Consider the following 12,723-nt stretch of genomic DNA (forward strand, 5'->3'; position numbering starts at 1 on the left):
AGGGTCATGCCACGGAGCGTGGACCAGCCTCGATATCATGTCGAATGCAAACATTTCCACACCGGGCTGCTCGATGCACATCGCCAAAAAGGCGCAGCGGTCTTGGCAAAACGACGTGCATCAATACCCCGAAAAGCGTCGCCTGACTCCGTTTCAGCGCGATGCGCTTTAGGCTGCTTTGAGCCGATAGCGGAAAAGCGTGCGGTCGAGCAGCATGCGGACGCGCGGCTCGGCCTCGGCCGCCACCAGCCAGCTTGCCGCGACCATGGCGGTGCCGACGATCGGCATCGAAACCAGATATGGCACGCCGGCGCGGATCAGGACGCCGAGCAGCGCCGCGCCGACGACATCGTGGATGAGGTAGAGGGGATAGGTCATCAGCCCGATCCGGCGCCAGCCGCGCCAGGAAAGGTTGAGGCGCAGCGACCAAGCCATCAGCGCCACCGCGGCCAGGAAGATGATGATCGGCGGCGCATAGGGCATCGCCGCTTCCACCTTGATGCTGTGCACGTCGACCGAGCTTACGATCTGCAGCGCTCCGCCGGCGAGAAACAGCGCCGAGAAGCAGAGTCGTGCCGCTGTCACCGCCTTGAAGCGCATCAGCCAGATGAGCACGCCGACCGCGAAGAACGCGCCGTGATGCACCAGGGTGAGCTGCAGCCAGCGCGCCTCCGCGAGATCGGTCCAGGCGAAGGCGAAATAGAGACACCAGAACAGCGTGCTGACCAGGCCGATGATGACGGCGACAGCTTCCATCAGGTCGAATCGGCCGAACCGCAGCAGGGTCCAGACGATGGCGTAGAAGGCGATCTCGATGCCGAGCGTCCAGTAGACACTGTCGACCCATGGCTCGAACGGCACGAACAGCGCCGTGCGGGCAAGTCGCACCACGGCATCGGTCGGCCAGGAAAGACCGACCATCAGCAGCACGATCGCGGAGATGGGCGCGCAGACCCAGACCGCCGGCGCCAGCCGTCTGACACGGGCTTCGAAGAACTTCAGCGGCGTCGAATTCTCGGCGCTGAATGCGATGACGAAGCCGCTGATGACGAAGAACACCTGAACGCCGACCCAGCCGGAGCCGACAAACGCCATTTCGGGATGGGCAGGGATGCCGCCGGTCGAGCGCGCCGACACGCCGTCGGGAAACGCCCATACCCAGAAGCCGTAGTGATAGAACATCACCATGACGGCGGCGAGGAAACGCAAAATGTCGACGCCGCCGAATGTGGTCTTGTGCTGAGCCATGCCGTGCCTTCGGAACGGCCCCCCGGGCAGACTTCTAGGGGGTGCTGCTGCATTGCACAACAGTCGATTGCAGCGCAGGATGAATTCGCTAGGCTGCCTCGCGCTGCGATCCCGCGAGACGGCTAGATTCCGATGCCGCGCCCCTTGAGCGCCGCCGTGATCTCGTCGAGGATCGCGGGATCGTCGATGGTCGCCGGCATCGTCCATTCCTCCTTGTCGGCGATCTTCTGCATCGTGCCGCGCAGGATCTTGCCGGAGCGCGTCTTCGGCAGCCGCTTGATCGTCACCACCGTCTTGAAGGCTGCGACCGGTCCGATCCGCTCGCGCACCAGGCCCACCACCTCGCTTTCGATGGCGCCGGTGTCGCGCGCCACACCGGCGTTGAGCACGACGAAGCCGAGCGGCACCTGGCCTTTCATCGCGTCGGCGACGCCGATCACGGCGCATTCGGCGACGTCCGGATGCGCGGCCAGCACCTCCTCCATCGCGCCCGTCGAGAGGCGGTGCCCGGCGACGTTGATGATGTCGTCGGTGCGGGCCATGACGTAGAGATAGCCGTCCTCGTCCATCATGCCGGCGTCGGCCGTCTTGTAGAAGCCGGGGAACTCCTCGAGATAGGCTTGGCGGAAGCGGGCGTCGGCGTTCCAGAGCGTCGGCAGGCAGCCTGCCGGCAGCGGCAGCTTGACCACGACATTGCCGAGCGTGCCGCGCGGCACCTCGTGGCCGGCATCGTCGAGAATGCGAATATCGTAGCCCGGCATCGGCACGCCCGGCGAGCCGTATTTCACCGGCAAAAGCCCGAGCCCGGCCGGGTTGATGGTCATTGGCGAGCCGGTCTCGGTCTGCCACCAATGGTCGATCACCGGACGGTTGAGCTTCTGCTCCGCCCATTTGATGGTCTCGGGGTCGGCGCGCTCGCCGGCGAGGAACAGCGTGCGGAATTTCGACAGATCGTATTTCGGCACGAACTCGCCGCGCGGATCCTGCCCCTTGATGGCGCGGAAGGCGGTCGGCGCCGTGAACAGCGCCACCACGCCATGCTCAGAGATCACCCGCCAGTAGGTGCCGGCGTCCGGCGTGCCGATCGGCTTGCCTTCGAAGAGCACGCTGGTGCAGCCATGCAGAAGCGGCCCATAGACGATGTAGGAATGGCCGACCACCCAACCGACGTCCGAGGCCGCCCAGAACACCTCGCCGGGGTTGACGCCGAACTCGTTGTCCATCGTCCATTTCAGCGCGACCATGTGACCGCCATTGTCGCGCACGATGCCCTTCGGCTGCCCGGTCGTGCCGGAGGTGTAGATGATGTAGAGCGGGTCGGTGGCCAAGACCGGAACGCAGTCGACATTGGCGCCGGCGGCGCGCTCGCGGGCGACCGCATCGGCATAGTCGATGTCGTAATTGTCCTTCATCTCACAGTGCAATTGCTCGCGCTGCAGGATCAGGCAGGCATCGGGCTTGTGCTTCGACATCTCGATCGCCTTGTCGAGCAGCGGCTTGTAGGCGACGACGCGTCCCGGCTCCAGGCCGCAGGAGGCGGTGATGATCAGCTTCGGCCTGGCGTCGTCGATGCGGGTCGCGAGCTCATGCGAGGCGAAGCCGCCGAACACCACCGAATGCACGGCGCCGATGCGGGCCGAGGCGAGCATGGCGATCGCCGCTTCCGCCACCATCGGCATATAGATGATCACGCGATCGCCCTTGCCGATGTCACGGTTCTTGAGGACAGAGGCGAGCGCGACCACCTCGCGCTTCAGTTCGGCATAGGTGAATTTCCGGATCGTGCCGGTGATCGCGCTGTCATGGATCAGCGCCAGCTGGTCGGCGCGCCCCCCCGCCACGTGGCGGTCGATGGCATTGAAGCAGGTGTTGCAGGTGGCGCCGGTGAACCAGCGGCCATAGACGCCCGCCGCCGGATCGAAGACTTTTTCGGCTGGCGAATACCAGTCGATCGCTTTGGCCGCTTCGGCCCAGAACGCTATGGGGTCGCGTTTCCAGCCCTCATAGACTTCGTGGTAGCGTGAGGCCATCGACTTTTCCTCCCCAGGAACATTCCGTCGTATGGCAATAGCCTAAGCCGCTTTGGCCGGCCATGTCTCCTCGCATTTTGGTCGGCGTTGCCGGCAAACGGATCCAGCCGCTCCCGGATCGGAGCGCGCTATGACGTCAGCAAGTGAATTCGGCTTAGAGCGGCAGTGCTGCCAGCATCAGCCCGACACCGCCGGCTATTAGAATGGCGGCCGCCAATGCCTTCCGATGGCGTTCGAATGCCGTCGGAGCGCGATCCCAGTTGTAACGCATACTGTCCACTCCCCAAAAAGCCGGCAGACTCTTAGCTTACTTATGGGAAAGATGGCAACCCTGGCGCGAACGGCGGCTTGATAGTGGTTCCAGCCCACCATCATTCTCGCGCGAGTTGGATAGTCTTTCCGGGGAAGTGTTGACGAAAAGAACTTACGAAAAACCGGTTCCGGTCAGGCGCGGGAAGCTGTCGAGCATCGTTGCGGGCCTGAGCGGCCCGATAGGCCCGGCCGTCTGACACGCAGCGTTGCCCGCTTGGCAATGGACAGCGACGGCATGCCGCGCTAATTGCAGTTCGGCATAGGGAGCGGGCGTATGGCTGAAATCGCCTTTGAAACGGTTCTGCGGATGGCGGACGACGCCTCCGTGCAGCATGTCGGCGACGGCGCCGTGGTGCTTCTGGCGCGCAGCGGCCAGCTTTACACCTGCAACGGCACCACTGAAGCGTTCCTCGACAAGGTCGACGGCGCCCGCAGCCTCGACCACATCGTCGATCTGCTGTCGGAAGAATTCGAGGTCGACAAGGCGACGCTCGGCGACGACATGACGGCGCTGGCCGCCGAGCTGGTGGCCGAAGGCATCCTTGCCGACCCGGGCGCGTGATGGCCGGCGGACCGTTCCTGCGCGCCCTGTTCCGCACTCATCTGTGGCTCAGCGCCCGGCTGATACCGGTACTGGTCGCCCGGCGCGATTTCGAAAGCGTGCTGAAATTGGCGCCGCTGCAATTGCCCACACCCTATCGTGGCCTGCCATGGAGCTACGTCGTCAGCCGCGTCAACCGCACGGTTCGGCATCCCTGGGTGATGCGTGATCGCAGATGCCTGAGGGAAGGGCTGCTCGGTTTCCGCTTCCTGCGGATGGCGGGTTTCAACCCCGACCTCCATTTCGGTGTCGATGCCAAATCGATGCATGAGCCGCGCCTTTCGGCGCATTGCTGGGTTTGCCTCGACGGCAAGCCGGTGGTCAGCGACAGCCTTCCCGACATGGTTGAAATCTATCGCCACCCCGGCGGCAGCGTGAAGGCGCGCGCCGCTTGACCGGCGCCGCAGCCACCGTTTGCTATGACCTCAACGGCCAGGTCATCGGCATATCGGCAGAGCGCGCCGAGCTCTGGCCGAGCTTCGATCTGATGCTCGGCACATTGCGCGTCAATGAAGCGGTCGAACCCGGCTTTCGCATCGATATCCTCGAAACGTCGGCGCTGCCCGAAAACCCGGAAGGGAAGCTCGCCTTCGACGGCGAAGTGCCGCTGGACGGCCATTGCCGCATCATCGACGCCGGCGACGTGGTCCATCTGGTCTTTCCCGGCCTCCAGACGGCCTCGATCCGTGCCGACGAGGGTGCGGCCGAAATCCGCGTTCATCCCGACAGCAAGGTCAAATGGACGCTGCTGATGATGGTGCTGGATGCCGCGCTCGATTCCGGCGGGCAGTACATGCTCCATACCGCCGGTCTGACGCTGCCCGATAGCAGGGCGCTCGTGCTAATCCATGCGCCGAGCGGCACCGGCAAGTCGACGACTTCAATGGCGCTGGCATCGCAGGGCTTCGGCCTATGCTCGGACGATGTGATGATCCTCGGCGCAACATCTGAAGGCACCCTGGCCTGGGGCATGCCGCGCAAGGTAAAAATTCATCGCAACACCGCGGCGATGCTGCCCTTCCTCTCGCCCTGCCTTGGCGACAGATGGGACGCCGAGGGCGAGCAGGCCGTCTCGCTGGAGCGTCTCGCCGAGATCATTCGCATCGAGGACGTCCGTCCCAGGCCGGTCTCGGCGCTGCTGCATCTGGCGCGCTCGACCGACGGCCACACCCGGCTCACGCCCTTGGCCAGGACCGATGCGATGGTCGCGCTTGCCACCGACAATGTCAGGACCGGCCTGACCGGCCTGTTGCCGATGCAGAAACGGCGGATGGCGTCGATCGCGGCGCTGGTCAGGGCCGTCCCCACTTTCACCCTGGAAGTCGGCTCGAGCCCGGCCGATGCAGCGGGGCTGATCCGCGGCGCGGTGGAGAAGTAGATCTCCAAACGGGCTTTCAGGCCGGATAGGGCCTTGGCCGGGCAAGCCGCTGGACCCATCGGAAGGCGTCGCGGCTAAGGCGCGAGCGCATCTTGTCCCGCGAATTGACTCTGAGCAGCACGTTGCCGGTGATCAGCCATTTGGCGAGCCGTATCGACAGATCGGGCTTGATGCGGTTGGCAAGGGCGATCGCGCGCGGCTCGTCGAACAGCCGCCCTGTCACGTTGAGCACGGTCGCCAGCTCGAGCTCGATGCCGGTCATACGCGCGGCTTCGAGAAGGCGCGCTTCGGCTTCCGGCGATTGCAGCGCGCGCACACCTTGCAGCACGTCGAGACAGAGCTGCAGCCGGTGAAATTTGTGGCCTCCGGCGGCATGAACGATGGCGATGGTGAGCAGCGACGCCGGCGTGTCGGCCCCGCCGCCGTCAATGATCTGCAACTCGCGGAAGCCGAGCGACAGGCGCCGCCGCATGCCCGTGTCATGCACCAGATTGCCATGCAGCTCGATCAGCAGACTGGAGTTCTCCTTCTCCAGCCACTTGAACTCCTGCAACTCATGCGATTCGGCCTCGCCACTGGCAAGCTTGAAGCCGCATTCGGCGATCACGTTGTTGGCCTCGCCGATGCTGGCCGGATCGACAAGGATGTCGATGTCGGTGAACGGCCGATCGGCAGCATGGCGATAAAGCTTGCCCGCGAACACCGGGCCTTTGACGATGCGAGCCGCAACGCCTTTCGCGGCCAAGGCCTTCATAATGCGGTCGCCGTGATATTGCAGCAGCATCGACTGGCCGGTCGCCAGTGTAGCCTGATCGCGAAGCCCGGAGAGTTGTTGCCGCAGGGCGGCATCGTTCGGCAGATCGGCCTCGCCGATTTCCCGAAGCTTGCGCAGCATGATCGGCAGCACGCCGTGGAACTCGGCATTGGCGAGCAGCGCAATGAGGCTGCTTGCCGAGAGGGCCCCGCCCCGCTCGGACGGCGCCTCCGGATCGGCAAATTCGAGCAGCAGTTTTTCTTCGGCAGGGGAAAGCGGGGGCAGCATCAACCGGGCAATATCGCGAACAACAGGCGACCATGGTCGCAGAAAAGCCCGCGCGACGCTACATCCCCCAGCGCAGCGCCGCCGTGTGCACCGGGGCGTCCCAAAGCGCCGTCGTCTCATCCTCGAGTATCGTCAGCGTGATCGAGCAGCCTGCCATGTCGAGCGAGGTGACATAGGAGCCGACCAGCGAGCGGGTTACCGTCACGCCTCTCTTCTCGAAGATTTTTCGCGCGCTGTTGTACATCAGATAAAGCTCCATCGATGGCGTGCCGCCGAAGCCGTTGACGAAAAGCAGCGCCGGTCCCCAAGCGCGGTCACCAAGATCGCCGAGGATTGCCGTGCAGATCTCCTCGGCGATGGCGTCGGCACTCTTCAGCTCATCGCGCCGCCGGCCGGGCTCGCCATGGATGCCGACGCCGAATTCCATCTCGTTGTCGCCAATGTCGAAGGTCGGCCTGCCCGCAGCCGGCACCGTGCAACTGGTCAGCGCCACGCCCATCGAGCGCGTCGAGGCGTTGACGCGGTCGCCCAGCGCCTTGAGCTCGGGCAGTGGCATGCCTTGCTCGGCCGCGGCGCCGACGATCTTCTCCACCACCAGCGTGCCGGCCACGCCGCGCCGACCGGTGGTGTAGGACGAATTCTCGACCGCGACGTCGTCATTGGTCACCACCTGCAGAACGCCGTCCGACATTTCGGCGGCCATGTCGAAATTCATCACGTCGCCTTCATAGTTCTTGACGATGAACAGGCAGCCGGCGCCGGTGTCGACGGCTTGCGCGGCCGCGAGCATCTGGTCGGGCGTCGGCGAGGTGAAGACCTGGCCGGGGCAGGCGGCGTCGAGCATGCCGTGGCCAACCAGCCCGCCATGCAGCGGCTCGTGGCCGGAGCCGCCACCCGAGATCAGCGCCACCTTGCCCGGTTTCAGCGTCTTGCGGCGAACGAATTTGTGCTCGTCGCCGAACGCGAGGATGTCGGAATGCGCGGCGACGAAGCCATCAAGGCTTTCGGTGAGGACCGTGTCCACCGAATTCAGAAACTTCTTCATGGCAGTCCTCCCGAATAGGTCCTCGCTCAGCCGCTGCCCCTGCCGGCGATGCTGGTGATCTTCTGGATGAATTCGTTGATCGCTCGGTCGAGCGCTGCGTTCTGCTTGTCGTCGCCGAAATCCGGCACGATGAGCGAGACGTGGCGCGTCTTGCGCTGACCCGAAGCCGCCGGCAGCTTGCCCGGGTGCGCCTGGTGATAGGCGGCCAGGAACTGGTCGCGCTCGGCCGGGCTGAAATGGCAAACGGAAAAGATAGCCGGCAAATGCTTCGACGGGATGGGGATCGAATAGGCCGGGCTGGAGATTTGCGTGACGAAACTGCGATGCTTGCCGAGCGCATCGGCAAGTCGCTGGCGCATGCCGGAAGGCCGCTGGTCGATGACTTGCGACAGGATGGTCTTATACGCGCGGATCGCGTCTTCCGCGCCGGCTTCTTGTATTTTGGCAGGCTTGGTCATGCTGTGCTTACACCGGAACGTCCGCTATGGCCGCCTTGGCCATGGCGAGTTGCGCCGGAGCCACCGATAGGTCGCGCAGGCCAGCCTCAATCAGCGCCGGAATGGCGGCCGGATCGCCGCCGGCATCGCCGCAGAGGCTGACCGGAATTCCTTTCTCGCGCCCGAAGGCCGCGACCGAAGTGATCAGCCGCATCACAGCCGGATGGCGGACAGCGTTGAGATGTGCAACGGCGGCGTTGTCACGCGCGGCTGCCATCACATATTGCGTCAGGTCGTTGGAGCCGATCGAGAAGAAGGCAACGTCGGCAAAAGCCTCCGGCGCGATGGCCACCGAAGGGACCTCGACCATGATGCCCAGCGGCGGCAGCTTGTGCGCAACACCGCGCGACGCGAGAGCGGCCTCCTCCTCCGCAAACAACGCGGCGGCCTGCCTGTGCTCTTCGGCCCTGGCGATCATCGGAAACATCACCTTCAGATTGCCGTGGGCGGCGGCGCGCAGCAATGCCCGGATTTGCACCCGGAAGATGTCGCTCCGCGCCAGCGACAGCCTGATACCGCGCAGGCCGAGAAACGGGTTGGTCTCCTCGACGGTGAAGTCGGGGATCGGTTTGTCGCCGCCGGCATCGATGGTGCGGATGGTCACCGGTTTTTCTCCGGCCCATTCCAGCACCTTGCGGTAGGCTTGGTACTGTGTCTCCTCGTCCGGCAGCGCCTTGCCGAACAGGAATTCGGTGCGCATGAGCCCGACGCCATCACAGGTCGCAATGTCGATGCCGTCGACGTCGGAAGGGTAGGCAATGTTTACCTGCACCCGCACCGAAGTGCCGGCCTTGGTCGCCGCCGGCTGGGCGAGAAAAGTCTGCGCCTGGCCCTGTCGCGCCGCGAAGGAGGAGGATGATTGCCGGAACGCCTCGATCTCCTTCGGCGAGGGCGAGAGCACGATGCCGCCATGCTCGGCGTCGAGCAGCGCGTTTCCGGTGGGCTCATCCGCGAAGGCACCAAGCCCCACCACCATCGGCACGCCGCGCGAGCGTGCCAGCATGGCGACATGGCTGGCGGTGCTGCCGGCCTCGAGCGCAATGCCGCCGCCTCTGCTCCAGTCGGTTTCGAGGAAACGCGTCGGCGCGATGTCCAGGCCATAGAGGATGGCGCCGAGGGGCGCCGCGGTCTCGCTATCCTCGCTCAGCGCTCGCAGCACCTGGTCGCGGATGTCGCGCAAGTCCGCGGCGCGTGCCCGGAAATAGTCCTGGTCGGACGCCTCGTAGCCGGCGATCTCGGCATCCAGCGCCTGCCGCCAGGCGGCGTCGGCCGGCTCTCCGGAGCCGAGCGCCGCGAAGGCGGGCGCGCTCAGCGCGACGTCCTCCAGCATGGCGATGTGGAATTCGAGGATGCCGGCGGCATCGCGATCGGCCGTCTCGACAATCGAAGTCAGCCGGCTCACCGCCTTGCCGATGGCCGCCTTCAGCGCTGCTTTCTCCTCCGCCTCGCTCGCCTTGGTCACATAAGCAGCCGGTGGACGGTCGAGGTTGAACAGCGGCCCTTCGGCGTAGCCGGGAGAGGCAGGGATGCCCTCAATCCGCATAGCCCGCATTCCTTGCGGATTGAGAGGGCGGCAGACCCGGCTCAAGCGGAGCGGGCATGGTCAGCATCCTCGTCGAAGTCGCGCTGCACCAGGCCGACCAGCGCTTCGACCGCGTTGCTTGCGCCGTCGCCTCGCGCCCTTATGTGCAGCACGGTTCCTTTCGGCGCCTTGGCCGCCATGACCTTGACGATGCTCTTGGCATCGAACCAGGGGCCGTTGGCGGCGACTGCCACCTCCACCTCGGCCGCGAACGACTTGGCGAGCTTGGTGAACTTCACCGAAGGGCGCGCGTGCAGGCCCACCTCGTGGGTGATCAGAACCGTGGCTTCGGCGGATGCGGACATTCAGTCGATTCCCGTTCACTCACGACGGCGACAATTCATGCGCCGTCGCCACCACTTCCTTGAGCGATGCGCCGCCGGACGATTCCGTCGCCGCCATCACCGCCCCCTCGACGATCGGCGCATTGCAGACGACTATTCTGCGGGAGCGCGGCTCGCCGATCATTTCCACCGCCATCTCGCTGTTGGTCTCGGCGCCGCCGAGATCGACCAGGATGGCGACGCCCGCTTCCGACCAGGCCTTTTCGATCGCGCCCATGATCGCCTCGACGCTGGTGCCCAGCCCGCCATGGCCGTTTCCGCCGCACCATGCAAGCGGCACTTCGTCGCCCACCATCTGGCGCACCATGTCGGCCGTGCCTTCGGCGACCAGCGGCGAATGCGAGACGATGACGATACCGACATTGCTCATCAAGAACCCTCGATTGCTTCAGCGACTGCGCGCACCAAGAGCGCGGTCGACCGCGCCCCGGCGTCCATATGCCCGATCGAGCGCTCCCCCAGGAAAGAGGCGCGCCCACGCAAGGCCTTCATCGGCACGGTGGCCTCGGCCGCCCTGTCGGCGGCGTCTGCGATTGCGCCAGCCGTCTTGCCCTGCGCCAGTGCCTCATACACCGGCTGCAGCACGTCGAGCATCGTTTTTTGCCCCGGCTGCGATTTGCCGCGCGCCGAAACCGCCTCGATCGCCTTGCCCAGCGCCGCTGTCAGCGCGGCGCGGTCGGGCGTGGCGGACAGTTCCTTGCCGAGCGCCATGAACAGAGTACCGAACAAGGGGCCGGAGGCTCCACCGACGGTCATCACCAGCTTGGTGCCGACCGCGGTCAGCGCGTCCGGCAGCGGTTTTGCCGCGATTGCGGCCTTTTCGGCGCGCACCGCATCGAAGCCGCGCTTCATGTTCAGACCATGGTCGCCGTCGCCGATCGCCTGGTCGAGCGCGGTCAGCTCGTCGGCATGCGCCGCGATCGTATCCGCAGTCGCCGCGATCAATTGTGAGAAATCGGATGCGGCCATCGCCAGTCCTTCATGCCGGGGCGAACATGGCCACCACGGCCGCGAACGCCTCGGCAACTGCAAACGCGCCCGGATCCGCTATGTCAAGCTGGCGGCCGATATAGGCCGAGCGACCGGCCTTCGCCTTCTGCATCGCCGCCGTCGCCTGCGCGCCGCTCCGCGCGGCCGAAGCAGCCGTCTCCAGCCCGTTCGTGTCGAGCGCCTTCAGAGCCGGCTCCAGGGCGTCGACCATTGTGCGGTCGCCGAGCTTCGCGCCGCCGTAGAAGGTCATGCGGTCAAGGCCGGCGAGCAGCGCCTTGCTGAGCGGCGCGCCGCCGTTGAGCGACTGCGCGGCAGCCGTGAAGAAGATCGACAAAAGCACGCCGCTGGAACCGCCCATGGAAGTTCCCAATGTATCGCCGATTGTGGCGAGAGTTGCGGCCTTGTCCGCAAGCGGCAGCGTGTCGACGCGGTCGAGCACGCTGCGTGCGCCGGTCGCCACCGTCGATCCCGTGTCGCCGTCGCCGGCTTTGGCGTCGAGGCCATTCAGAGCCTCCTCGAGCGAGATCAGCTTCTCGCAGACCGCAGCAATCAGCCGCTCGGCGCCGGCGTCACGGCTGGCCGCTTTGGCGATGTCGCGACCTGCCGGCTGGGCTGTGGCCACCACGACCGGCGGGCGCACCGGGCTGGCCGGCAGCCAGGCATGCGGGCCGACCGGCGCCAGCAGCGCCGCCTCGCGCTCCGCCTCGAGCCTGATCAGCGACAGCGAAAAGCCGTTCATGTTGAGCGCGGTCATCAGATGTCCGGGACCGATCGTCAGCTTCACCGCCTTTGCCAGCGGCGAGGCCAGCACGGCATTGGCGATCAGCGACATTTCGAGCGGCGGTACCGATCCGAGATTGTTGATCAGCAAGGCATAGCGGCTGCCGGCATCGAGCCGGGCCGCGAGGCGGTCGGCCATGATGGCGACGAGCGCACTGGCGCTCTGCAGGGTTATGCGCTCCACGCCCGGCTCGCCATGGATGCCGAGGCCGAGCTCGGAGTCGTCGGCGCCGAAGCGGTCCTCGTGGGTCTGGCCGGGGATCGAGCAGGAGGAGAGCGAGATGCCGAGCGAAACAATATCCTTCGCCGCCGCCCGCGCTGCCGCCGCGACCGAGGCCAGGTCATGGCCGGATTCGGCAAGATGTCCGGCGATCTTGTGCACGAACAGCGTGCCGGCGACGCCGCGCGGCTGCGCGATATCGGGCAGCGCGATGTCGTCGCCGACAATCACCATGTCGACCGCGAAGCCCTCGGCGCGGGCCCTTTCTGCGGCGAGGCCGAAATTGAGGCGGTCGCCGGTGTAGTTCTTGACGATCAGCAGGCAGCCGGCCGGCCCGGTCGTCGCGCGGATCGCCGCCAGCACCGCCTCGACACTCGGCGAAGCGAAGATCTCGCCGGAGACTGCCGCCGTCAGCATGCCGGCGCCGACGAAACCCGCATGCGACGGCTCATGCCCCGCGCCACCGCCGGAAACGACGCTCACCTTCGCCTTGTCCCAGTCGGCGCGCAGCACGACCTTGATCTCGGGATAGCCGTCGAGCCGCGCCAGCGTGCCGGAGCCGGCAGTGGCCAGAAAACCGTCCAGCGCTTCGGTAACGATCGAGTCCTTGCGATTGAAAAAGTGCTTCATGGATTTCGTCCAGTCGTATCTGCG

General features: G+C 65.7%; 13 protein-coding genes. 3 read left to right on the forward strand and 10 right to left on the reverse strand.

Annotated elements, in window-relative coordinates; genetic code table 11:
* Positions 1–168: 168 nt before the first annotated feature.
* Together CK221_RS06025 and CK221_RS06030 are read right to left on the reverse strand one after the other, a co-directional pair.
* The gene (locus CK221_RS06025; RefSeq protein WP_095777036.1) at positions 169–1,248 is read right to left on the reverse strand and encodes an acyltransferase; all 1,080 of its coding nucleotides are present in this window, start codon (positions 1,246–1,248) and stop codon (positions 169–171) included.
* Between the two features lie 122 nt (positions 1,249–1,370).
* A complete protein-coding gene (locus CK221_RS06030; RefSeq protein ID WP_067003469.1) occupies positions 1,371–3,278 on the reverse strand; it encodes a propionyl-CoA synthetase in 1,908 nt (635 codons plus the stop codon).
* Between the two features lie 586 nt (positions 3,279–3,864).
* On the opposite strand from CK221_RS06030, the gene CK221_RS06035 reads away from it, so the two are divergent.
* The 3 genes from CK221_RS06035 to CK221_RS06045 are packed head-to-tail and all read left to right on the forward strand — an operon-like array spanning position 3,865 to position 5,569.
* Positions 3,865–4,152: a PqqD family protein gene (locus CK221_RS06035; protein WP_067324253.1), complete on the forward strand. Its 288-nt coding sequence runs from the start codon at positions 3,865–3,867 to the stop codon at positions 4,150–4,152.
* Positions 4,152–4,586, forward strand: coding sequence for a lasso peptide biosynthesis B2 protein (locus tag CK221_RS06040; RefSeq protein WP_095777037.1), 435 nt, complete (start codon positions 4,152–4,154; stop codon positions 4,584–4,586). Before CK221_RS06035 ends, CK221_RS06040 begins: the two co-directional genes overlap by 1 nt.
* Positions 4,583–5,569 (forward strand): serine kinase, encoded by a 987-nt coding sequence (locus tag CK221_RS06045; protein WP_095777038.1) that lies wholly within the window; start codon positions 4,583–4,585, stop codon positions 5,567–5,569. Before CK221_RS06040 ends, CK221_RS06045 begins: the two co-directional genes overlap by 4 nt.
* A 16-nt stretch (positions 5,570–5,585) precedes the next feature.
* Here the strand turns inward: CK221_RS06045 and CK221_RS06050 are convergent, their stop codons facing one another.
* From CK221_RS06050 to CK221_RS06085, 8 genes are read right to left on the reverse strand one after another with little or no spacing between them, the layout of a single operon-like run.
* Complete coding sequence (locus CK221_RS06050; RefSeq protein WP_095777039.1) at positions 5,586–6,611, reverse strand: nucleotidyltransferase family protein; 1,026 nt, start codon at positions 6,609–6,611, stop codon at positions 5,586–5,588.
* A 58-nt stretch (positions 6,612–6,669) separates the two neighbouring features.
* Positions 6,670–7,656 (reverse strand): dihydroxyacetone kinase subunit DhaK, encoded by a 987-nt coding sequence (gene dhaK / locus CK221_RS06055; RefSeq protein ID WP_067003481.1) that lies wholly within the window; start codon positions 7,654–7,656, stop codon positions 6,670–6,672.
* A 26-nt stretch (positions 7,657–7,682) separates the two neighbouring features.
* The gene (locus CK221_RS06060; RefSeq protein ID WP_095777040.1) at positions 7,683–8,114 is read right to left on the reverse strand and encodes a hypothetical protein; all 432 of its coding nucleotides are present in this window, start codon (positions 8,112–8,114) and stop codon (positions 7,683–7,685) included.
* A 7-nt stretch (positions 8,115–8,121) separates the two neighbouring features.
* Positions 8,122–9,696 (reverse strand): phosphoenolpyruvate--protein phosphotransferase, encoded by a 1,575-nt coding sequence (ptsP, locus tag CK221_RS06065; protein ID WP_067003485.1) that lies wholly within the window; start codon positions 9,694–9,696, stop codon positions 8,122–8,124.
* 41 nt (positions 9,697–9,737) lie between these two features.
* Entirely contained in the window at positions 9,738–10,040 is a 303-nt protein-coding gene (locus CK221_RS06070) for an HPr family phosphocarrier protein (RefSeq protein ID WP_067003487.1), read from the reverse strand.
* A 19-nt stretch (positions 10,041–10,059) separates the two neighbouring features.
* Positions 10,060–10,449, reverse strand: coding sequence for a dihydroxyacetone kinase phosphoryl donor subunit DhaM (gene dhaM, locus CK221_RS06075; RefSeq protein ID WP_067003489.1), 390 nt, complete (start codon positions 10,447–10,449; stop codon positions 10,060–10,062).
* Complete coding sequence (dhaL, locus tag CK221_RS06080; protein ID WP_067003491.1) at positions 10,449–11,048, reverse strand: dihydroxyacetone kinase subunit DhaL; 600 nt, start codon at positions 11,046–11,048, stop codon at positions 10,449–10,451. Before dhaL ends, dhaM begins: the two co-directional genes overlap by 1 nt.
* Before the next feature lie 10 nt (positions 11,049–11,058).
* Positions 11,059–12,699, reverse strand: a complete 1,641-nt coding sequence (locus CK221_RS06085) for a dihydroxyacetone kinase subunit DhaK (RefSeq protein ID WP_095777041.1) — start codon at positions 12,697–12,699, stop codon at positions 11,059–11,061.
* Positions 12,700–12,723: the final 24 nt, after the last annotated feature.

It is taken from the genome of Mesorhizobium sp. WSM3868, from assembly GCF_002294785.1.
Classification (GTDB): domain Bacteria; phylum Pseudomonadota; class Alphaproteobacteria; order Rhizobiales; family Rhizobiaceae; genus Mesorhizobium.